General features: G+C 46.1%; 23 protein-coding genes and 2 pseudogenes. 17 read left to right on the top strand and 8 right to left on the bottom strand.

Going from position 1 to position 21,833, the window contains the following annotated elements; translation table 11 throughout:
- Positions 1 to 8 precede the first annotated feature (8 nt).
- The 5 genes from J7E26_RS01955 to J7E26_RS01935 are packed head-to-tail and all read left to right on the top strand — an operon-like array spanning position 9 to position 4,399.
- A complete protein-coding gene (locus J7E26_RS01955; RefSeq protein WP_214802885.1) occupies positions 9 to 890 on the top strand; it encodes a peptidoglycan bridge formation glycyltransferase FemA/FemB family protein in 882 nt (293 codons plus the stop codon).
- Positions 863 to 1,621, top strand: a complete 759-nt coding sequence (locus tag J7E26_RS01950; protein ID WP_214813003.1) for a WbqC family protein — start codon at positions 863 to 865, stop codon at positions 1,619 to 1,621. The genes J7E26_RS01955 and J7E26_RS01950 overlap by 28 nt, the downstream gene beginning before the upstream one ends.
- Positions 1,584 to 2,261 (top strand): PIG-L deacetylase family protein, encoded by a 678-nt coding sequence (locus tag J7E26_RS01945; RefSeq protein ID WP_214802891.1) that lies wholly within the window; start codon positions 1,584 to 1,586, stop codon positions 2,259 to 2,261. The genes J7E26_RS01950 and J7E26_RS01945 overlap by 38 nt, the downstream gene beginning before the upstream one ends.
- 7 nt (positions 2,262 to 2,268) lie before the next feature.
- Positions 2,269 to 3,189, top strand: a complete 921-nt coding sequence (locus tag J7E26_RS01940) for a TIM barrel protein (RefSeq protein ID WP_214802894.1) — start codon at positions 2,269 to 2,271, stop codon at positions 3,187 to 3,189.
- The gene (locus J7E26_RS01935; protein ID WP_214813001.1) at positions 3,164 to 4,399 is read left to right on the top strand and encodes an MFS transporter; all 1,236 of its coding nucleotides are present in this window, start codon (positions 3,164 to 3,166) and stop codon (positions 4,397 to 4,399) included. Before J7E26_RS01940 ends, J7E26_RS01935 begins: the two co-directional genes overlap by 26 nt.
- A 44-nt stretch (positions 4,400 to 4,443) precedes the next feature.
- Here the strand turns inward: J7E26_RS01935 and J7E26_RS01930 are convergent, their stop codons facing one another.
- Positions 4,444 to 4,914 (bottom strand): GNAT family N-acetyltransferase, encoded by a 471-nt coding sequence (locus J7E26_RS01930; RefSeq protein WP_214802899.1) that lies wholly within the window; start codon positions 4,912 to 4,914, stop codon positions 4,444 to 4,446.
- A 123-nt stretch (positions 4,915 to 5,037) separates the two neighbouring features.
- On the opposite strand from J7E26_RS01930, the gene J7E26_RS01925 reads away from it, so the two are divergent.
- Positions 5,038 to 6,828, top strand: a complete 1,791-nt coding sequence (locus J7E26_RS01925; protein ID WP_214802902.1) for a zinc ribbon domain-containing protein — start codon at positions 5,038 to 5,040, stop codon at positions 6,826 to 6,828.
- 41 nt (positions 6,829 to 6,869) lie between these two features.
- On the opposite strand, the gene J7E26_RS01920 is transcribed toward J7E26_RS01925, so the two are convergent.
- On the bottom strand, positions 6,870 to 7,580 hold the full coding sequence (locus J7E26_RS01920) for a zinc ribbon domain-containing protein (RefSeq protein ID WP_214802931.1): 711 nt from the start codon (positions 7,578 to 7,580) through the stop codon (positions 6,870 to 6,872).
- Between the two features lie 500 nt (positions 7,581 to 8,080).
- On the opposite strand from J7E26_RS01920, the gene J7E26_RS01915 reads away from it, so the two are divergent.
- The gene (locus J7E26_RS01915; RefSeq protein WP_214802934.1) at positions 8,081 to 8,713 is read left to right on the top strand and encodes an NAAT family transporter; all 633 of its coding nucleotides are present in this window, start codon (positions 8,081 to 8,083) and stop codon (positions 8,711 to 8,713) included.
- Positions 8,714 to 8,733: 20 nt separating this feature from the next.
- Here J7E26_RS01915 and J7E26_RS01910 read toward each other — a convergent pair whose 3' ends face one another.
- Positions 8,734 to 9,291, bottom strand: coding sequence for a GbsR/MarR family transcriptional regulator (locus J7E26_RS01910; RefSeq protein WP_214802937.1), 558 nt, complete (start codon positions 9,289 to 9,291; stop codon positions 8,734 to 8,736).
- Positions 9,292 to 9,551: 260 nt separating this feature from the next.
- Here J7E26_RS01910 and opuCA point away from each other — a divergent pair, with 260 nt between their 5' ends.
- From opuCA to opuCD, 4 genes are read left to right on the top strand one after another with little or no spacing between them, the layout of a single operon-like run.
- Entirely contained in the window at positions 9,552 to 10,691 is a 1,140-nt protein-coding gene (gene opuCA, locus J7E26_RS01905) for a betaine/proline/choline family ABC transporter ATP-binding protein (RefSeq protein WP_214802940.1), read from the top strand.
- A 20-nt stretch (positions 10,692 to 10,711) separates the two neighbouring features.
- Positions 10,712 to 11,365, top strand: coding sequence for an ABC transporter permease (locus J7E26_RS01900; RefSeq protein ID WP_214802943.1), 654 nt, complete (start codon positions 10,712 to 10,714; stop codon positions 11,363 to 11,365).
- Between the two features lie 13 nt (positions 11,366 to 11,378).
- Positions 11,379 to 12,296 carry an osmoprotectant ABC transporter substrate-binding protein gene (gene opuCC / locus J7E26_RS01895; RefSeq protein WP_214802946.1) on the top strand — a complete coding sequence of 306 codons (918 nt, stop codon included), beginning with the start codon at positions 11,379 to 11,381 and terminating at the stop codon, positions 12,294 to 12,296.
- A 17-nt stretch (positions 12,297 to 12,313) separates the two neighbouring features.
- Positions 12,314 to 12,988: an ABC transporter permease gene (gene opuCD, locus J7E26_RS01890; protein ID WP_214802949.1), complete on the top strand. Its 675-nt coding sequence runs from the start codon at positions 12,314 to 12,316 to the stop codon at positions 12,986 to 12,988.
- Between the two features lie 31 nt (positions 12,989 to 13,019).
- Here opuCD and J7E26_RS01885 read toward each other — a convergent pair whose 3' ends face one another.
- Complete coding sequence (locus J7E26_RS01885; protein WP_214802953.1) at positions 13,020 to 13,553, bottom strand: GbsR/MarR family transcriptional regulator; 534 nt, start codon at positions 13,551 to 13,553, stop codon at positions 13,020 to 13,022.
- A gap of 285 nt (positions 13,554 to 13,838) precedes the next feature.
- On the opposite strand from J7E26_RS01885, the gene J7E26_RS01880 reads away from it, so the two are divergent.
- The 6 genes and pseudogenes from J7E26_RS01880 to J7E26_RS01855 all read left to right on the top strand — a co-directional run.
- Positions 13,839 to 14,984: a betaine/proline/choline family ABC transporter ATP-binding protein gene (locus J7E26_RS01880; protein WP_214802956.1), complete on the top strand. Its 1,146-nt coding sequence runs from the start codon at positions 13,839 to 13,841 to the stop codon at positions 14,982 to 14,984.
- Positions 14,985 to 15,001: 17 nt separating this feature from the next.
- Entirely contained in the window at positions 15,002 to 15,655 is a 654-nt protein-coding gene (locus tag J7E26_RS01875) for an ABC transporter permease (RefSeq protein WP_214802959.1), read from the top strand.
- 14 nt (positions 15,656 to 15,669) lie between these two features.
- A complete protein-coding gene (gene opuBC / locus J7E26_RS01870; protein WP_214802962.1) occupies positions 15,670 to 16,587 on the top strand; it encodes an osmoprotectant ABC transporter substrate-binding protein in 918 nt (305 codons plus the stop codon).
- Positions 16,588 to 16,604: 17 nt separating this feature from the next.
- Positions 16,605 to 17,288 (top strand): ABC transporter permease, encoded by a 684-nt coding sequence (locus J7E26_RS01865; protein ID WP_214802965.1) that lies wholly within the window; start codon positions 16,605 to 16,607, stop codon positions 17,286 to 17,288.
- 109 nt (positions 17,289 to 17,397) lie between these two features.
- Positions 17,398 to 18,109, top strand: a pseudogene (locus J7E26_RS01860) (lantibiotic protection ABC transporter ATP-binding protein).
- 28 nt (positions 18,110 to 18,137) lie between these two features.
- Positions 18,138 to 18,686, top strand: a pseudogene (locus J7E26_RS01855) (ATP-binding protein); the annotation flags it as partial.
- A 16-nt stretch (positions 18,687 to 18,702) separates the two neighbouring features.
- Here the strand turns inward: J7E26_RS01855 and J7E26_RS01850 are convergent.
- From J7E26_RS01850 to rghR, 4 genes are all read right to left on the bottom strand, one after another.
- A complete protein-coding gene (locus J7E26_RS01850) occupies positions 18,703 to 20,403 on the bottom strand; it encodes a methyl-accepting chemotaxis protein (protein ID WP_214802968.1) in 1,701 nt (566 codons plus the stop codon).
- 127 nt (positions 20,404 to 20,530) lie between these two features.
- The gene (catR, locus tag J7E26_RS01845) at positions 20,531 to 20,848 is read right to left on the bottom strand and encodes a catDE operon transcriptional regulator CatR (RefSeq protein WP_214802972.1); all 318 of its coding nucleotides are present in this window, start codon (positions 20,846 to 20,848) and stop codon (positions 20,531 to 20,533) included.
- 81 nt (positions 20,849 to 20,929) lie between these two features.
- Complete coding sequence (locus J7E26_RS01840) at positions 20,930 to 21,361, bottom strand: helix-turn-helix domain-containing protein (protein WP_214802975.1); 432 nt, start codon at positions 21,359 to 21,361, stop codon at positions 20,930 to 20,932.
- Between the two features lie 27 nt (positions 21,362 to 21,388).
- On the bottom strand, positions 21,389 to 21,796 hold the full coding sequence (gene rghR, locus J7E26_RS01835; protein WP_214802978.1) for a transcriptional repressor RghR: 408 nt from the start codon (positions 21,794 to 21,796) through the stop codon (positions 21,389 to 21,391).
- Positions 21,797 to 21,833 lie beyond the last annotated feature (37 nt).

The following is a 21,833-nucleotide window of genomic DNA, read 5'->3' as shown; positions in this document are numbered from 1 at the left end:
TGATAAATATGCAAAAAACAGCAGTATGCACGAGCCGGCAGGTATGGGATCGGGCCGCTGACATGTATCAGGCGGGATTGTTTCAAAGCTATGATTGGGGAAAGCTTATGGAAGAGCTCCCCGAAACGTCATTTCACCCTGTCAGACTGACAACGGACGGAGGACAAGTAATCTATATGCCGATTTTTGAGCAAAGGGGCACATTGAGCGGCAGCATGATCGGATATGGCGGTGTCATCTCAGATCGTCCTATATCATTTGAATGGCTGCAAAGTGAAATCCAGGCAATATTCGGCCAAAAGATGTCCCGACTGCTGCTTCCATACGGTCAAACATCTTTCATTGGAGAATCCGAATCCGAGTGGACGGATAAGATGACACATATACTGGCGCTCCCGGACACGTTTGACGAACTATGGACGAGTATTTCCGGAAAAGCACGTACAGCAGTCAGATATGCTGAAAAGGAGAGCGTTATCGTCCGGCAAATCGGGCAGAAAGAACTTGGAGAGTTTTATGAACTATACAAAGAACATACAGCGGCAATCGGCTCAGCTTATGTTTTGAGTCCGGCATTTTTCCAGAAGCTTCTTGATAGCCTTGCGGACCGAGTTTATTGGGTGGGAGCATTTCTGGAGCAAAAGCTGATCAGCAGCAGTATTTTTCTCTATGACGGCTCCCATTTCTATTATTGGCAGAATGTGAACAGCCTCGCCGGCAAAAAAGCGCAGGCCTCCTATTTATTGATGCGTGACGCCCTGCAATTCGCGATCCGCAATAAACTTCATTGGGCTGATTTTGGCTACTCTCACAGTAAGGAAATCGCGAGACCGAAACGATATTGGGGAGCTGAAGAAAAACGATGTCGACATTTTACGAGAGCGGAGTGAAAGCAGTAAGCGGCCACCAATCAAGCTATATGCCGTGGTACGGTTTTTTTGAAAAGATGTATAAGTCGGACCTGTTTGCCATTCATGACACAGCTCAATTTGAGAAAAAAGGATTTCTCAATCGCAACAGAATTAAAACGCCGCAAGGCCCCAGATGGCTGACGGTTCCTTTGCAAATGAAGAATTACAAGGATATTGAGCTTCGATATATGAAAATCGATCAGACACAAGACTGGCAGAAAAAACATTGGATGGCTATACAAATGAATTATGCGAAAGCTCCCTATTTTGAACAATATCAGCATTTTTTTAAAGATGTCTATCAGCGGGAGTGGGAATACCTGCATGATTTGAATATGCACATTATTCAATTTTTTCGGCAAGAACTTCGCATCGAAACGCCTATCTGTTATGTCTCTGAGCTTGAATGCCGTAAGGAAAAAAAGAGTGATTTCGTGCTGGCTCTTTGTAAGGAGCTTGGGGCAGGGCGTTATTATTCAGGCAGTCAGGGATCGGATTATTTAATAGAAAGCGATTTTGAGAGAAACGGAATTTTGATTGAGTATCAGCAAATAAGGGATATTGACTATCCTCAGTTATTCGGAGAGCATATCCCTTATCTCTCCATGCTCGATATGCTGATGAATTGCGGGGCGGATACAGCTGAAATGTTAGTCAAAGGAGGACAATACGATGAAAGTAATGGTATTTGCGGCGCATCCCGACGATGAAATTATCGGCGTCGGCGGCGCGCTTGCCAAACATGTTCGCCAAGGGGACAGTGTGTCGGCAGTCATTATGGCAGAAGGCAAATCGTCAAGAAAAGCTGATTATGAGAAGCCTGAGGATTCCATTATGCAGCACTCCAAAAATGAAACAGAACAAGCGCTCAGCACTCTCGGCATACATGATTTTGTCAGGTTAAATCTGCCTGATAACAGACTGGATTCAATGGATTTGCTGGATGTAGTGAAGGAAGCAGAAAAACAAATCGAGCGTTTTCAGCCTGACATTGTGTACACCCAGTATGGCGGTGACATTAATATTGACCATTCTGTCGTATTCAGAGCGGTGATGACGGCAACCCGTCCGCTTCCCGGCCATTCCGTAAAGCAAGTTTTAGCCTACGAAACATTATCTTCGACGGAATGGAACTATTTACAGAAAGATCAATTCCACGCCAATTTCTTCATTAATATAGAGGAAGAGCTTGATACGAAGCTGAAGGCTATGGCATGTTACGGCTCAGAGCTAAGAGATTTCCCTCATCCGCGTTCTTTGCAGGCGATAGAACATAACGCATATGTGTGGGGGGCAAAATCGGGTTTTGCAGCCGCGGAAGCGTTTATGCTTGTGAGAGGAACATGGTGACTGTCTTATGATTGCTCAAATTCCGTTTTTCGGACTTGATCCGAAGCAAATCGATAAAAAATGGGTGGAAGCAGGATACGGTCTGGAAGCTAACATTTTTGACGGACGTTCTTTTGAAGAAACGGATTATATGATAAAAATTAATCAGACGCTGGAAAACGCAAAACAGCTTGAACCGTCATTATTGACACTGCATTTTCCGACGGACAATGCCGATTATGTTCATGAAGAACATATTAAAAAACAGCTCCTTCATTTTGCTGAGCTTGCTGTTAAATATGGCGCCAAGGGCATAACGGTTCACGCCAATCAATTCATGACAGTTGAAGAATTTCAAAACTATGATTTAGAGGGGAACCGTAAAAAAATCATTGAATTTTTTGCAGAGTTTGATGAGCAGCTGAAAGGGACAGACATTTGGATCGGTGTAGAAAACCTTCCGATCATCGGAAATCTCGGTGAAGATTTTGACCCGATTTTTATCTATCCCGAGGATTTCGAAGAGTTGGTCCAATTGCGTTTAAAACATGTCGGCATTACGTGGGATTTGTGCCACTGGGCGATTACCTACCAGACTCACTTATCTTCCTCGCTTATGTTTAGAGATGATAAGCTGAGATATCCTGATTTTTTTCAGTTCCTTTCTATAAGAGAAAGCATTAAGCACTATCACTTTAGCTCGTTTCGCCAGCTTGCGTTCCCGCACGGCGATGTCCGCTGTCTTGAAGGCAGGCATCCTCAAGAAGGAACGATAGCCGAAGGGCTGCTCAGACAAGCTGCTGATACATTAAAAGAGCTTTATCGGGATGAAGACATAGGCATCGTATTTGAGGTGATGGAAACGGATTATACAGAAAGACAAGAATCATGGAGAACACTGGAATGGTTCGGCGGTGTATCTGATGAACAGGACAAAAAAAGAGCCTGATATGACGTACCGAACACCGAACTATGCGAGGCTTTGGTGTGCGCAGGTGTTTTCTTCAGCAGCGGACGGTGTCTGGCTGATTGCGCTCCCGCTGTTGGTTTTGGATTTGACCGGAAGCAAAATACTTGTCGGCGTTATTTCTTTTATCGAACTCGTGCCGTTAACATTTGGAGTGTTTACGGGGCCGCTGATCGATTTGTTTCGAAAAAAGTCTATCTTATATTTGTGCAATATGGGGCGAGCGGTCATTATGATTCTCTTGGCGGTGCTCAGCGCAAACAATTTGTTAACCGTATGGATAGCCGGAGCGTGCGCCTTTTGTTTATCTTTGCAATCGATGCTGTTTGCTCCGGCAAAAGTCGCGCTCATTCCGCTGCTTGTCCGCCAAAAGCATCTTGATCAGGCGACATCTTTAATGAATACGAGTGACCTCATCGGACTGATCGTGGGGAAGCTTATCAGCGGTGTCTTGCTTGCGGCTATACCGTTCGGTTTGCTGTTCACAATAAACGGAACAGCTTTTTTTATCTCAGCGGCACTGATCGCATTCATTCGAATTTCCGAACCGGAAGGCCAAAAAAGCAAAGGGTCTGAAGATGTCAAGGCCGGCTATAGAATGCTTAAAGGAAATGCGGCCTGGCTGACATCGGTCGGATATTTTTTTATCGTTAATCTCGTTATTGCCGGCTTAATTTCAGTTATGGGACCGATTCTTGCAGTGGAGCGTTTTCATCAGAACTATTCCGTTTGGTTTGCCATCATGTACGCAATGTTTCAGGCGGGGATGCTGTTGGGCAATCTGGCCGTATTTTTTAAATGGAATACAAAACGGCTTGAACGGCTGTACCCGCGAACCTTAACGGCAGCGGGACTGCTCATCATGGTGTTGTTTTTTCCGCTTGACGGATTTGAATGCGTCATCTTTTTGGTGCTAGGCATTATTATTTCGTATATCGATGTGCAAACGGTGCTGTATTTTCAGAAAACCGTTCCGACCGCATATTTCGGAAGAATCTTTGCGCTTATTTTTTCTATTGTAAAAATGGGTGAGCCGCTTTCGGCCGCTGTCTACACGGCCCTTCTGCTTATGATGAATGCGGACTCTGTTTTTGCGGCGGTCGGGCTGACCCTTACACTGGTTTTTCTCTTTTTTTCTGTTAGACAAGGGCTTCAAAGGAATACGGAGAAAAAAGCCAATCAGTCCGTATGAGCTTTGCACAAAAGGGGTGCCGATTGTCAGTCGGCACCCCTTTTTCATGATAAATCCAAATAAAGCCTCACCATATCCCGGCATTGAATGCCATTTTCAAAAATTTCCTCATCATAGTGTCTGATAAAAAAATCATGGTCGATAGCCTGAAGGCGAAATCCGCATTTTTGATAGAGTGACAGCTGATGAATGCTGGAATTGCCAGTGCCGATTTCGATCGTGTCAGCCCCTGATTGCCTTGCTTTTTCAATGGCATCTTTCACGAGCTTCTTTCCGAATCCCCGATTCTGCAAAGATTCTTTCACCGCGATATTTACTATTTCTATCGTTTGGGGCCTTGTTTTTAATAAAACATAAATCCCGGCAAGCTCATCAGAGGCCCAAGCCGTATAGCATTCACCTCTGACAAGATATTCATCTACAATTTCTTTCGACGGATCGGCGAGAAGCAGCAGATCATATAATGCCTCATTTGTCTCTGTCGTTTTTTGAATGTTGAGCTCTTGCATGTTCATTCCCCCTTTTTTGATGATAGACATCTATTTTTTTAATACGCTCCAATTTCATTCTATTTTATTATAAAATATGTAAGACAGGAAATGTTATACAAGTTAGTAGAATTGAATAGGAGGAAAGTCATGTTTTTTTGTAAGCATTGCGGCCAGCAGAATACGGAAGAGGCGCGTTTTTGTAAAGAATGCGGAAAATCGATCGGGGGAGGAGGCGGGCCGGAACAGCAGGAGACAGCAAGCGCCGCTGAAACTGCACCTCATCCGAGAAAACCGATCCCTAAAAAAACGATCTTAATATGGAGCAGCATTGCCGCGGCTCTTATCATATTTTTTGCCGCATATAAAACAGGGGCCTGCTTGACCTCAAAGAAAAGGCTTGTTGATCAATTCGAGCAGGCGGTTCATGACGGGGACGCCAAAAAGCTGTCAGCGCTTCTGACCCCTTCAGACAGCAAGCTGACGTTAAATGAGAGCAATGTAAAACCGCTTCTCACATATGTAAAGAAACATGATGAGCTGATTTCCTCCCTGCGCGGAGCTTCGTCAGAAAAAGATGCCGTCTACGCGGAAAAAGAAGGGAAAACACTGCTGTTTTTTGATCATTATGAGCTGAAAATCGACCCGGTCTATTTCCGTGTGACGAGCAATTATAAAGGCGCCGATCTGTACATAAATAAGGGAAAAACAGGCTCGGTTAAAAAAGCCGGCGGAACCCAAACCTTCGGGCCGTACACACCTGGTGATTATACAGCGGAAGCCAAGCTTAAAAATGATGTTGTTGACGTGGTGAAAAAAGAAGATATACAAGCTGTGGGCAGCAGAAATTTCGATCTTGACCTGCCGTTAGACGCCGAGGATGTGACGTTCACGTTAGCTGACCGCTTTAAAAACGCCAAGGGTGATCTGCAGATTAATGGAAAGTCCATCCATAAAGACCCATTCAAATCGGTCACATACGGGCCGCTTTTGACTGACGGTTCGATGACCGCCGCTGTGGAAGCGGATTTTCCTTGGGGGAAAACAAAAACTGCCGATGTCCCGATCAACAGCACTGATATGGAATTAACGCTTATTCCTGATCAAGATACACAAAAAACAATCATGGACACGATTGTCAAAACAACGAAACAGTATACGAAAGCCATGGCAGGCGGCAATATTGACCAGATGACCGAGGCTGGCTCAGCGTGGAAAGAGCAGACGAAAGAAGCGGTTTCCGGCATGAAGAGCTCCGGCACTTTTCTGAAGGATCAGTATAAAGAGACAGACTTTGATCTTGATTCATTTGCGATTTCTCAAGAGAACGGCAATTGGCAAGTAACTGTTACGGGTAAAGAGCTTCATCAGTCGGCTTATTTCGACGAGAATACGAAGCCTGATATGGAAGAGTCGGAGCCGAGCTTTCATTATATGCTCTCATATGATAAAAAACATAAAAAATGGGTTTTTGAAAAAGCTGATCCGGCCTCAGATTCTTTAGGGACTAATGTGAAAAAGATAAAAAATGACCAGCCGGAAACCTGCACATCCGCATGGGCATCATCCAAAGGAAACACAGCTTCCGGCAGCGTCACAAGAGATCAAGTCACATCCTTTATGTCTGACTACCTGACAAATCAATCGAGCGCCGTCGATCTTAATGAATTCGCCATTATGGCGGGCAATTTGGAAGAAGGAAGCCCTTTGTATGCCGATCAGCAAAAACTGGTCAAAAAATTACACAGCGAGGGAACAACAGAAGTGTTTAACGATGTTACTGTGAAAAGCTTCAGCCAACACGGCTCGCATATCACGATTAAAACATACGAAGAGTTTTATATTACAAAAGCCGGCGGCAGCCCGAAGCTGAGAACCTATAACTGGACGTACAGCGGCGTTGTCAAAAACGGAAGAATTTATTTAACATCCATTCAATAAAAAGAATCCCCGGCACCGATCAGGCGGCGGGGATTTCTTTTTCAGAATAGGAAATAGCTGATGAGTTCCTTTACATAATGCTTGACGCTATACTGGAACGTAACGCAAATGATCAAATAAATAACGATGACAGAATAGACGATATCCGCTTTTGACGTAAGCAAATGCTGATAACTCGCCAGCATGAGAGGAGGAATGGCGAACGCCGCGCCGATCAGGCCGACAGCAAGAACGGTAAAACAAACGGTTGTGTGCAGTAACATTAATATGAGTGCGAGAAGCAAAATGGCTGTAAACGGGATCAAAAACGCGCCGAATCTTGAGATCGAATCTTTAAATGAGACCTGTGCTCCGCCGGCTTTCAAAGCGATAAAAATCAGGAGATGAAGACAGAAAATAAACAAAGCAAAGGTAAGCGCCGGTTTCAGCACAGTTCCTGCAAAACTGATGTCGCGAAAGCCGTCTGATAAAAGGATATACAGCATAACCGGTGTCACAAGGCAGAAAAGCACCATTGTGATGATGCTGCTGACAAGCTGTTCGCCGCCTGTCATTTTGCATGTCTGATAAGGTCTTTTTAAAACATCCAAGCCGAATGAAGCAAATTGCTTTGAGGCTTTCTTTGCGGCAGCCCCGGCTTGTGCTGCCTGGCCTTGCACATGGCCTGCGCCTGCTTGGCCGGGCTGAGGCGCTCCGCATTTTTCACAAAACTTTCCGCCATCTGTTTGATGGCCGCATTGAGGGCAATACATGCTAAAACTCCTTTTACATGGAATATAGGGATTTTGTTCTAATATTTACATTATAAAAGAAAATAGAATAGATGTAACTGATATATCCAAAAATACAAGAGTTCTCTTTTTCTGATGCTTCACTACTAAAAATTCAAATTTGAAAATAAGGCATATGGCATTGATATTAGTGAAAAAGTACACATTATGGTAAAATCTTAATGATGACGTGAGGAAAATAGTTTCCCTCCGCTTAGACTGATTCAGGGTGACAAGGAATTTAAAAGATGCTTAAAAAGTTAAAAATGCTTTATCGGCTGTTGAAATTCGGCAAAAGATTATGGAAATAGCAATTGGAAAAAACCGCTCAATACTCGGGCGGTTTTTTTCTGTTTCATCAGGTGCCGAGTCTGCCGGCTGACGTTACAAAAAGGCGCCGCCGGGGTAAAAATCATGCATAAGAAACAGCCGGTAACAAAAAATAAATCAATAACGGTACGATACGACATAAGGAGGTACTCATGTTTTCACTTATCATCCATGTCTTTATTTCTCTATTTGCGGTGTCCAACCCGATTGGCAACGTGCCGATTTTTATTACATTGACAGAAGGGTACACGCGTGAAGAAAGAACAGCGATCGCGCGCAAGGCTGCCGTGCTGTCGTTTATCATTTTGGCGGCCTTTTTAATCTTCGGCCATCTCATATTTAAGCTGTTTGATATTAATATTCACGCGCTTCGTGTGGCCGGCGGTATTTTCATTTTCGGCATCGCTTATAATCTTTTGAACGCGAAGGAATCTCATGTGCAGTCCCTTCATAACGATGAGCATAAAGAAAGCAAAGAAAAGGCGGATATCTCCGTAACGCCTTTATCCATTCCGATTATTGCCGGGCCGGGTACGATTGCCACGGTAATGAGCCTGTCAGCGGGCCACGGCGGAATCACTCATTATGTCAGTGTGCTCATCGGCATTGCCGCCGTCATTTTGATGACATTTGTTTTCTTTCACTATTCCTCCTTTATCAGCAATAAGCTCGGCAAAACCGAAATGAACGTTATTACACGGCTGATGGGGCTGATATTGGCGGTGGTGGCGATCGGCATGATCGGCGCCGGCTTGAAAGGCATGTTTCCTGTATTGGTCTCCTGACAGAAAAAAGCAGGTCCCGGTTACTTCTGGGAGCTGCTTTTTATTGTTTTCGGAACATATTGAAACACTTCTTCACTCTCGAAAAATTCAATCAAGCGGCTCAGCCAATCATAATAATTGAGCCATTCCTTCAATTCATCCAAAAGCTGACAGACTTTGTCCTCGATTTCGGGGCTGAGGTTTTCTGACTCGAGAAGATCCGTCAGCTCACGGTTCAGCTTTTTATAAAGCGTTTTATTTCTGCTGACCACCTTTGTCCAATTTGCCTTAAACAGGGAGATAAACGTCTGGTAGTAATCCTGCTCCACGTCGTAAAGGTCTTTTCGAACGCCTTTTTCAAACACCTTTTCAGCAAGGTTGGCATCCGTCATCTCGCGGACGACCTGGCTCATTCTTGTTTTGCTCATCCCGGTCGCTTCCGACAGCTCATTTAACGTCATCGGCTTTCGATTCATATAAATAATACCGAGCACGCGCCCCAGTGTAGACGGCATTCCGAATGTATGCATGTTTTCAGCGATTCTCTCAATGAGATGCTCTTCAGCATGTTCGATAATATCAAGAACGTTTTTTTCCAAGCTGATCATCCCTTCACTGGCTTTTCATGCTGTCAATATATCATATTTTTTACAGTTGTTGAAAAAGGTGATGTTGCAGGATGTGCGAGCTATTGCGAGCGATTTTAAGAACGTCGGCATTGTCAGCGGGATAACATGAAATAATACGTATATTTTATATAATTTCAACACATTGTAAACTTTTTATTTTACAAATTTTATCTTATAATAAAGATTATACTTTTCAGAAAAATAACGGAAACCTTACGGAGGTGCACGGATTGCTGAGATTAGAAAATGTATCAAAAACGTATAAAGGCGGAAAAAAAGCTGTTAACAGCATCAATTTAGATATCGCCAAAGGCGAGTTTATTTGTTTTATCGGGCCGAGCGGCTGCGGAAAAACGACGACGATGAAAATGATTAACAGATTAATAGAGCCGTCATCGGGAAAGATCTTTATCGACGGCGACAATATTATGGAGCAGGACCCGGTCGAGCTGAGGAGAAAAATCGGCTATGTTATCCAGCAGATCGGACTTTTCCCCCATATGACCATTCAGCAGAATATTTCCCTCGTGCCGAAGCTGCTGAAATGGCCGGAAGAAAAGCGGAAAGAACGGGCGCGTGAGCTGTTAAAGCTTGTCGATATGGGCCCTGAATATTTAGACCGCTATCCTCACGAGCTGAGCGGCGGACAGCAGCAAAGAATCGGCGTGCTGCGCGCGCTGGCGGCGGAACCCCCGCTTATTCTCATGGATGAACCCTTCGGAGCGCTAGACCCCATTACGCGTGATTCGCTTCAGGAAGAATTCAAAAAACTGCAAAGAACGTTAAACAAAACGATAGTGTTTGTCACACACGATATGGATGAAGCGATTAAGCTTGCCGATCGGATCGTGATTTTAAAAGCGGGAGAGATCGTCCAAGCCGGCACTCCTGATGACATTCTCCGAAATCCGGCCAATGAATTTGTCGAAGAGTTTATCGGCAAAGAACGATTATTGCAATCAAGGCCAGACATTGAGCGCGTCGAGCAAATGATGAACAAAAAGCCTGTAACCGTCACACCGGACAAAACGCTTTCGCATGCAATTCAGCTGATGAGAGAGCATCGTGTCGATTCCTTGCTTGTCGTGGATGACCTGAATGTGCTGCAAGGTTATGTCGATGTGGAAATCATTGATCAGAATCGTAAAAAAGCGAGTCTTGTCGGCGATGTGCTCTGTCCAGACCTGTATACGGTCGAGCGCGGAACACTGCTTCGCGATACGGTCCGCAAAATTTTAAAGCGAGGAATTAAGTATGTTCCGGTCGTAGATGAACAGCATCATTTAGTCGGGATTGTCACAAGAGCCAGCCTTGTCGACATCGTTTACGATTCGATCTGGGGCGAGGAAGACCAGCTGGTGACGGGCTGACAAGAGGAGGAACTCTTACAATGAATGAGATGATGAATTTTTTGCAGACGAACGGCGGAGAGCTGTTATATAAAACATGGGAGCATTTATATATTTCCATTATCGCCGTAATTTTAGGCATTATCGTCGCCGTTCCGCTGGGAATCGCGCTGACAAGAATGAAAAAAGGCGCAGGCGCGGTGATCGGTGTCGCCAACATCGTGCAAACCCTGCCGAGCCTTGCGATTCTGGCTTTCTTTATCCCGCTTTTAGGTGTGGGAAAAGTGCCTGCGATCGTCGCGCTGTTTTTCTATTCGGTGCTGCCCATTCTCAGAAACACTTATACCGGCATTCAAGGCGTCAACAAAAATCTGTTGGAATCAGGAAAGGGCATCGGCATGACAGTCTGGGAGCAAATCCGGCTTGTCGAGCTGCCGCTTGCGATTCCGATCATCATGGCCGGAATCCGCACGTCAACCATCTATCTGATCGGCTGGGCGACGCTCGCTTCTTTTATCGGCGGCGGAGGGCTCGGCGACTATATTTTCATCGGCTTGAATCTGTATCAGCCTGAATACATTATCGGCGGCGCCGTGCCTGTCACCATTTTGGCCATTATGATTGATTATTTGCTTGCGTTGACAGAGCGGAAGGTGACGCCGAAAGGGCTGAAGGGATTGAAGGAAGTATCATAAGGAGTTGGCTGTTTTGAAAACTAAACAAAAAAGATGGGTGTGCGCGCTTGCGCTGTCATTTGCTTTGCTCTTAGGCGGCTGTTCTCTGCCGGGGCTTAACGGAGCCTCCGATGATACGATCAAAATCGGGGCGCAAAGCATAACAGAATCAGAAATTTTAGCCAATATGCTCGCACAGCTGATCGAACACAATACAGACTTGAATACGGCATTAATTAAAAATCTCGGATCAAATTATGTGCAGCAGCAGGCGATGATCGGCGGAGACATTGATATTGCCGCCACGCGCTACTCCGGGACCGATTTAACGAGCACGCTTGGCATGGAAGCGGAAAAAGATCCGAAAAAGGCGTTATCAATCGTCCAAAAAGAGTTTGAGAAACGGTTTCATTATAAATGGTTTGATTCTTACGGATTTGAAAACACATACGCTTTTACCGTAACAAAAGAGCTTGCCAAAAAAGACCATTTAAACAAGGTGTCTGATATTAAAAAGAACGCAGACCGATTTAAGCTGGGAGTCGACAATGCGTGGCTGAAGAGAAAAGGTGACGGTTATCAAGGCTTCGTCAATACGTACGGCTTCGAATTCGGGTCAACCTACCCGATGCAGATCGGGCTTGTATATGATGCGGTGAAAAACGGAAAGATGGACGCCGTCCTCGCTTATTCAACGGACGGGCGTGTCAAGGCGTATGATCTGAAAATTTTAAAAGACGACAAACACTTTTTCCCGCCGTATGACTGTTCGCCGGTCATTCCCGATAGTGTGCTGAAACAGCATCCGGAGCTTAAGGGCATTGTCAATAAACTGATCGGCCAAATTGATACGGAAACGATGCAGGAATTGAATTATGAAGTGGACGGCAAGCTGAAAGAACCGTCTGTCGTGGCTAAAGAATTTTTGGAGAAACATCATTATTTTGAATAAGGAATGAGGTGGGGCAAATGGAAGTGCTGCAGCAGCTTGGCACTTATTATTCTCAAAACGGCGGCTATGTGCTTCAGGAGTTTTATCGGCATTTTCTCATGTCGGTGTACGGAGTTTTATTCGCGGCGCTTGCCGGCATTCCGCTCGGCATCTTCATTGCGAGATACAGAAAATTAAGCGGCTGGATTTTTGCCGTCACAAACGTCATTCAGACCGTGCCTGCGCTGGCGATGCTGGCGGTGCTGATGCTTGTGATGGGGCTTGGCGCAAATACAGTCATTTTATCATTGTTTTTATATTCTCTTCTTCCGATCATCCGGAATACGTACACGGGTATCGTCAGTATTGAACACGCTTATCTGGAATCGGGTAAAGCGATGGGCATGACGAAATTTCAAGTGCTTCGCATGGTAGAGCTGCCGCTTGCGCTCTCCGTCATTATGGCCGGTCTTCGGACGGCGCTTGTCATTGCGATCGGCATTACGGCAATCGGAACGTTTGTCGGCGCCGGCGGACTCGGCGACATTATTGTCAGGGGGTCAAACGCAACGAACGGAACCGCGATTATTTTAGCCGGTGCGATTCCGACTGCGCTGATGGCAGTCATCGCCGACCTTGTCATGGGCTGGCTGGAGCGGTCGTTAAGTCCGGTGAAAAAGAAAAAAAGAAACAAACTGCCGAATGCGGCATAAGAAAAACGCCTTGGATTCCAGGGCGTTTTCTTTATGGCTTCGGGACATGCTTGAAAATTTCTTCACTTTCGAAAAACTCAATCAGGCGGCTGATCCAGTTGTAGTAGTCAAGCCAGTCCTTTAATTCCTTCAGCAGTTCATTAATTTTTTCCTCCGCCTCTTCCGGCACGCCGTTTTCCAGCGCGTTTGTCAATTCACGGTTCAGCTTTTTGTGCATCATTTTATTTTTGCTGACGACCTTGCTCCACGTGGCCGTAAATAACGTAATGAAGGTTTGGTAATAATCCTGCTCAACGTCATATAAATCCTTGCGTACTCCTTTTTCAAACACCTTTTCCGCTAAATTGACGTCAAGCATTTCCCTGACGGCCTGGCTCATTCTCGTTTTGCTCATACCGGTTGCTTCTGATAACTCAGTCAAGGTCATCGGCTTGCGGTTCATATAAATAATGCCTAAAATGCGTCCTACCGTAGCGGGCATTCCGAATGTATGCATGTTTTCAGCGATTCGTTCTATCAAATGGTCTTCAGCTTGTTCGATTACGTGCAACGGATCTTTCTCCAACAGTTTCAATCCTTTCAGTCAGCAATTCCGATGCCAATATACCACATTTTTAAACCGGCGAAAATGCTATTACCAGAGAATTCGGCAGGAATTCAGAGCAATAAGAAGAACATCGCCGGTCAATACGGGTAAATCAGCGCTTACACATACTTTATATATAATATGGACAAATTGTAAACTTTTTATTTTATAAAGTTTAATTTATAATGGGAAACGTTCAATTGTCTGAAAAGTTAAATATGATTTTAACAAATTGAACGAATTTAATGATGGAGGTGTGAATGTTTGCTGACATTAGAAAATGTCTCGAAAACGTATAAAGGCGGAAAAAAAGCCGTCAGCAGCATCAATTTGAACATCGCTAAAGGCGAATTTATTTGTTTTATCGGGCCGAGCGGCTGCGGGAAAACGACGACCATGAAGATGATCAACCGATTGATTGAGCCGTCAGAAGGCAAGATTTGCATAGAAGGCAAAAACATTATGGAACAGGACCCGGTGGCGCTCAGAAGAAGCATCGGCTATGTCATCCAGCAGATCGGGCTGTTTCCGCATATGACCATTCAGCAAAACATTTCTCTCGTGCCGAAGCTTTTAAAGCAGCCTGATGAAAAACGGAAAGAACGGGCGCGGGAGCTTTTAAAGCTGGTGGATATGGGGCCTGAATATTTAGACCGTTACCCTCATGAATTAAGCGGAGGACAGCAGCAGCGAATAGGTGTATTACGGGCACTTGCCGCGGAGCCGCCGCTTATCTTAATGGATGAACCGTTCGGGGCGCTTGACCCGATTACGAGAGATTCCCTTCAGGAAGAATTTAAAAAACTGCAGAAAACCTTACATAAAACCATCGTATTTGTTACCCATGATATGGACGAAGCTATCAAGCTGGCGGACCGGATCGTCATTTTAAAAGCGGGAGAAATCGTCCAAGTCGGAACCCCCGAAGAGATCCTCAGGTATCCGGCGAACGAGTTTGTCGAGGAATTTATCGGCAAGGAACGGCTGATCCAGTCATCCAGCCCTGATGTAGAGCGGGTGGATCAGATCATGAACACCCAGCCTGTCACGATAACGGCTGAGAAAACGCTGTCCGAAGCCATTCAGGTGATGCGCGCCGAGCGTGTGGATTCGCTGCTCGTCGTTGATCAGCAGAACGTCCTGCAAGGTTACGTCGATGTGGAAATGATCGACCGTGAACGTAAAAAAGCGACGCTCGTTGCCGAAGTGCTTGAGCGGGACATTTATACAGTATTAAGCAGCACCCTGCTGCGCGATGCCGTCCATAAAATTTTAAAACGGGGCATGAAATATGTACCTGTCATCGATGAAGCCGGCTGTTTAACGGGAATTGTGACAAGGGCGAGCCTTGTTGACATCGTTTACGATTCCATCTGGGGAGAAGAAAACCAGCTTGCGGTGATGTCATGAGGAGGCGGAATTGACGTATGAATCAGACCTTTCAATTTTTACAGGCGAACGGCGGAGAACTGCTTTATAAAACATGGGAGCATCTGTACATCTCATTAATCGCCGTGGTGCTGGGCATAATGGTCGCCGTACCGCTCGGCGTCGTGCTGACAAGGATGAAAAAAGGCGCAGGCACCGTCATTGGCGTCGTCAATGTCATTCAAACCTTGCCGAGCCTCGCCATTCTCGCGTTTTTTATTCCGCTTTTAGGCGTAGGAAAGGTTCCGGCGATTGCTGCGCTGTTTTTCTATTCGGTGCTTCCAATTCTGAGAAATACATATACAGGCATTCTCGGCGTGAATCAAAATCTGCTGGAGTCGGGAAAAGGAATCGGTATGACAGCGGGGGAGCAAATCAGGCTTGTGGAGCTTCCGCTTGCCGCCCCCGTCATCATGGCTGGCATCAGAACGTCCTCCATTTATTTAATCGGCTGGGCGACGCTCGCTTCCTTTATCGGCGGCGGAGGGCTTGGCGATTATATTTTCATCGGGCTGAACCTTTATCAGCCGGAGTATATAATCGGCGGAGCCGTCCCGGTGACGATAATGGCGATCGCCGTCGATTATTTGCTGGGGATGACGGAGCGGAAGGTTACGCCTGGCGGACTGAAGGACATGAAGGATGCTTCATAAGAAGGGGGTCTCACATGAGTAAAAGATACAAAAAGCTGCTGCTCGGGTTTGCCTGTATCGGCATGCTGTTCCTTGGAGGCTGCTCGCTCCCGGGTCTGAGCGCGGCTTCAGAGGATACGATTAAAATCGGCGCGCAAAGCATGACCGAATCAGAAATCATCGCGAGCATGCTCGGCCAGCTCATTGAACACAATACCGATTTAAAAACGACGACGATTAAAAATCTCGGCTCCAACGCTGTCCAGCAGCAGTCGCTGATAAACGGAGAAATTGATATCGCCGCAACGCGTTATACCGGCGACGCGCTGACGGGCACGCTGCGCATGGAGCCTGAAAAAGACCCGAACAAAGCGCTGCGGCTCGTTCAGCGTGAATTTGAAAACAGGTACCATATGAAATGGTTCGACTCCTATGGATTTGACAATACATACGTATTTACCGTTTCCAAACAGCTTGCCGACAAATATCATTTAGAAACGGTATCCGATGTGAAAAAAGAAGCGCCCCATTTGAAATTCGGCGTTGATAACTATTGGATGAAGCTGAGGGGCAACGGATATGAGGATTTCATGAAAACATACGGAATGACGTTTGAAGGCACGTATCCGATGCAGATCGGCCTCGTGTATGATGCGCTGAAAAGCAATAAGATGGATATCGTGCTCGCCTATTCCACCGACGGAAGAATCGTCTCCTACGGACTAAAAATGCTAAAGGATGATAAGCGGTTCTTTCCTCCGTACGATTGTTCACCCGTCGTCCCGGAACATGTCTTAAAGGAGCACCCCGAGCTGGAAGGCGTGATTAATAAAATGATCGGCTCAATCGGCACGAAAACGATGCAGAAGATGAACTATGAAGTCGACGGTCATTTGAAAGAACCGTCCGTCGTCGCAAAGGAATATCTAGAGGAGCACCATTACTTTGAATAACGGAAAGGGGATGCCGGATGGACACGCTGAAAGAACTTTTCACGTATTATTCTCAAAACGGCAGCTATGTCCTGTATGAGTGCTGGCGCCATTTTCTTACGTCGGCGTACGGTGTCATATTTGCCGCCGCTGCCGCCATTCCGGCCGGAATTGTCATCGCCCGGTATCGGCGTCTTTCCGGCTGGGTGTTTGCGGTGACGAATGTCATTCAAACCGTGCCGGCGCTTGCGATGCTCGCCGTCCTGATGCTTGTGATGGGACTCGGCGCCAATACAGTCATTACGGCCTTGTTTTTATACTCACTCCTGCCGATTCTCCGGAACACGTACACGGGGATCGTCAGCATCGAACACGCCTACTTGGAGTCGGGAAAAGCAATGGGGATGACGAAATATCAAGTGCTGCGCATGGTGGAGCTGCCGCTCGCACTTTCTGTCATCATGGCGGGCCTTCGAACGGCGCTCGTTATTGCCATCGGCATCACGGCGATCGGCACATTCGTCGGCGCCGGCGGGCTTGGCGACATGATTGTCAGAGGCTCAAACGCCACAAACGGAACCGCCATCATTTTAGCTGGCGCCATCCCGACCGCGCTGATGGCAGTGGCGGCAGATCTGTTCATGGCTTGGCTTGAACGGGCTCTCAGTCCGGTGAAGAAAAAGAAAAGAAAACCGTTCAGACTTGTACGGTCTGCATCTTAAGCAATCAGCATTCTTCCTGCGGAAGAATGCTTTTTTCATTTCTTGATTAAATTTTGATAACTCTGCCGTAAAGTCATTTATATCAAAAACAAAGCAGAGGGGTAATCATATGAGTAACATCATAGAAACCAGACAGTTACAAAAAACATTCGGAAAACACCAAGCTGTGGCTGATGTATCGCTGCAGGTCAAACGAAACAGCATTTACGGGCTTCTCGGTCCGAACGGCGCCGGAAAATCAACGACGCTTAAAATTTTGACGGGCATGCTGAAGCAAACATCCGGCGATGTCTTATTCGACGGCCATAAATGGAAGCGGGAAGATTTGAAAAACATCGGTTCACTGATTGAATCGCCGCCGCTTTACAACAACTTAACGGCAGTCGAGAATTTGAAAGTCCGCTGTACAATGCTGGGGCTTCCTGATTCAAGGATTGCTGAAGTGTTGGAAATTACGGATTTAACGGGTACCGGAAAGAAGCGCACAGGGCAATTTTCAATGGGGATGAAACAGCGGCTCGGCATCGCTTTGGCTTTATTAAACCGCCCGTCACTGTTAATTCTTGACGAGCCGACCAACGGATTAGACCCGATGGGCATCCAGGATTTGCGGGAGTTTATCCGGTCCCTTCCGAAGCAGGGAATGACAGTTATTTTATCAAGCCACCTTTTATCAGAGGTCGAGCAGATCGCCGGCCATATCGGAATCATCAGTGACGGCATTTTAGGTTATAGGAGAAATCAGCCGGGAAAACGATTTGGAGCAGCTGTTTTTGGATGTTGTGAAGTCAGGCAGGGAGAAAGCGGGGGCTGTGAAATGATTCAGTACATGCAGGCGGAGCACCTCACGAGCAGTATGTCGGGCAATTAATCCAACTGTCAAAAACAGAGGAAGCCGTCTCTGTTCATTTGGAATATACCGGCGTTAAAGAGTGGATCAAACATGTTCATCGTGATGCAGCGGCGCTGATGGGGCCGAAACGGATTAATCTCGTTTTCAGCGAACGGGACTCTGACGGAATAGCAGCGGCAATGGACAAGCATCTGCTTCACAGGGCAATCATGAACATCGTTTCCAATGCTGTTGACTATACGCCCGAAGGCGGAGAAATCTGTGTGGAAACAGTGTGCGCCGATACGTTTCTCAGCATTGCTGTATCAGACAGCGGCAGGGGTTTTTCACCCGAAGCGCTGAAAAAAGAAACACAGCTTTTTTACACAGAGGACAAAAGCAGACATTCAGCGGGGCATCACGGCATGGGGCTTACGTTTGCCCATAATGTCGTCAACCTTCATCACGGTGAATTGAAGCTCGAAAATAAAGAGACGGGAGGCGCCCGGGCAGAAATTTGTATTCCGCTGGAAACCGTCAAACAAAAACAAGCCCTTCAAATATGAGGGCTTGTTTTTTAGCTTAAATCGCAAATTGCGCCAACCGTTCGTTCAGCTGGTGTGCCAAGTCTTCCAGCTCCTCGGCTTTTGATAATACTTGATCCATGGAATGGGCTGACTGTTCTGTGATCGAGAATGTTTCTTCAATGCCTGCCGCTGATTCTTCGGATACAGAGGCGATATTTTCGATCGATTGGCTGATTGTGGCCGATTGTTCAGTTAACCTCTTCAAACCGCCCGTGACCTCTTCGATGCTTGCAGCCATGTCCGTCATTGACCGTTTAATATGCTGCATCGTGCTGCCGGTGTCTGTGAGGTTCGCTTTCCCTTTTTCTACTTCTGTAAAGCTGCTTTCTAAATAGTGAATGACGGCGCTGATTTCCTGCTGGGTGCCGCCGACAATTCTCGTAATATCCTGGACGGAGCCTCTGACGCCGTCGGCGAGCTTTCTGACTTCTTCAGCTACGACTGCGAAGCCTTTGCCGCTTTCTCCGGCACGCGCAGCTTCAATTGCGGCATTTAAAGACAGCAGATTCGTCTGTTCGGCAATGCCGTTAATAACGAGGACGAGTTTGTTAATGTCTTTGGAGTGCTGTTCAAGCGTCCGTACTTTTTGAACGGATTGCTCCACGATGCTGTGGATGGATTCCATCTGCTTTAACGAAGAATCCATATTTTCATTTCCGCTCACGGCCAGCTCCAGCACGTTCTGTGATGTGCCGCTGATGGCCATGCCGTGGGAATACGTTTTATCTATCCGGTCTGTGAAATCATTCATCGTTTCGGAAATCGTGACGGCGTCTTGCGCCTGCTGTTCTGATCCTTCCGCCATTTCGTTCATCGTTTCGGTAATGGTTTGGCTGCCGGACCTTGTTTCGTTCGTCGCCGACGTTAACATTTGTGAAGAAGAAAGAACATGCTGAGAAATCCCTTTCGAATAGCCGACAATGTCTCTTAAATTTCTGACCATCTGCTGAAGCGCGCCGTTCAGATCGCCGAGTTCATCTTTCGCATTGAGCGCTTCAAGATCATTTGAGAGATTTCCTCCCGCAATCTCGTCGGCAGATTCCTTCATGCGGATGATCGGTTTGACGATTTTCCGATTGATATAGATCCAGATGAAGACGCTGATAAGGACAGCGGCGATGAGCAGCAGAAACGTAAACGTGATGCCTTTGCGGTAAATCTGTTCGGATTCATCAACCGCTTTATTGCTGCCTTCTTTGTTTAAATCGACCAGCTCGTTAATATGATCTTTCATGGCGTCAAACTTTGTTTCGGATTGGACGAGCAGCCCTCTTGCCAGATCTGTATTATCGCTTTTTCCGCTTTCCACAATTTGCGAGTGGACGTTTTTATAATCCGCGATCTCGCTTGAGAGCGTCTCATAAATTTTTTGTTCTTTCGCGCTTGAGATTGTTTTTTTATAATCGGCGAGTCTTTTGTCAATCTCATTCAAGCTCTGATCCATTGCCTCGCGGATCGTCTCCAATTTCGTTTTATCTTTGTTAATTAAATACTCTTTTTCTTGAGAGGAGAGGTGCTCCGTAAAATAATCTACCGTTGTAATCTGTTTAATGCCATCAATCCATTTTGTGTTCATGTCGTTTGTCTCCCGGATCAAAAACTGCATATTAAGCGCCCCGAGTCCTGCGGTGAGCATCATAATAACAATCAGTGTGGCAAAGACAAGGGTGAATTTTCGTGAAATCGTTAGCCGCATATCAAATCTCCTTTAAAGTGGTGTCAATATTGTTTATATCGGCTTTTGATTTGAATTTTCTTTAAAAAAAGTAAAATAAAAAACGGCTGCCCGTTTTGAGATCAGCCGTTTATGGCGGGAGAGTTTATTAGGAAGGATCTATCCATTCTGAAGACCATTTGGAAATCTCCTCTAAAATGGGAGCTAACGCACAGCCTTTATCCGTTAAAGAGTACTCAATGCGGACAGGCGTTTCCGGAATGACTTCCCGTTTGATCACACCTTCTGTTTCAAGTTCTTTCAGCCGTTCTGACAGAACTCTGCCGCTTAAATTCGGCAGCGCCGCTTCAATTTCGCTGAATCGCTGCTGCCCGTTCAATAGCTGAAAGACGATAAGAGCGACCCAGCGTTTACTCAAGATGTCGACTGCCTTTTCAAATCTGGGACACATTTCTGATTGCTTCATGCTTTTTCACCTCGTCTTTTGCTATTATACCGCAAAATCAGAGGGAACGTACGTCTGCCGCTTGTTATGTTGGGGAGTGGATCAGGAAGATGATGAGGAAGTGGAGGAACGTTTTTTCGCTTCAGCTGCGATAAAATCAAAGTATTTACTGACGCTTTCAATATCTTCTTTTGTGAAGTGCTGCCATTTTTTGCTGTCAAACAGCGGAAGATGCTCCGCGCCTTTGGCAACGGCTGTCTGGTAGATGGTGTAAATGGATTGATAGCTTTCAGAGGCTTCACGGATTTCCTCCTGAAATGCCTTAATGTGTCCGGCTCTTGCCATCAAATCCTCATACGGGACTTTCAATGTGTCCGCCAATTTTTTGATGGTGGCGGGCTTGGGAATGCCGCGTTGCCCATTTTCAATTCTGGAAATGGTAGCCGAGCTGACGCCGGAATAGACGGCAAGCTGATTGACCGTTAGTTTTCGGGCGCGGCGCAGCTCTCTTAATTGCTTTCCGAATGTGCTCAATTTGATCGCCTCGCAAGTGCAGATTCATTATTCTTCATTCGTTCTTTTTTTGGCTTCAGCCGATAAGAACGAGAAATATTTATCAAGCAGGACTAAATCTTCCTTCGACAGATACTGCCAGTTCTCGTGCTCCAAAAGGGATAAATCGTTCAGCTGATATGTTTCCGCTTTTTCAATCAATTTGCAGTTCGTGCCGTATGAAGCTCTCGTTTCCTGAACGGTCTCAATGTACCCGGCTTTTTTCATGAGTTCCTCGTAAGGGATTTTTAACGCTTCTGCAAGCTTTTTGATGGTTGCCGGTTTCGGCACCCCGCGTTTGCCGTTTTCAATCCGTGAGATTCCGGCTGCACTGACGCCTGAATACGTTGCCAGCTGGTTCACTGTCATTTTTCGTTTTTCCCGCAGTGTCCGTAATTGTTTACCGAAGCTTTCCACAGTCTCTCCCCCTCCCGAACGCTACCTCTATTCTAGT

It is taken from the genome of Bacillus sp. ISL-51 (assembly GCF_018613535.1).
Lineage (GTDB): Bacteria > Bacillota > Bacilli > Bacillales > Bacillaceae > Bacillus.
Note: the sequence above shows the minus strand (reverse complement) of the source record. Positions and strands in the feature narration are given on the sequence as shown.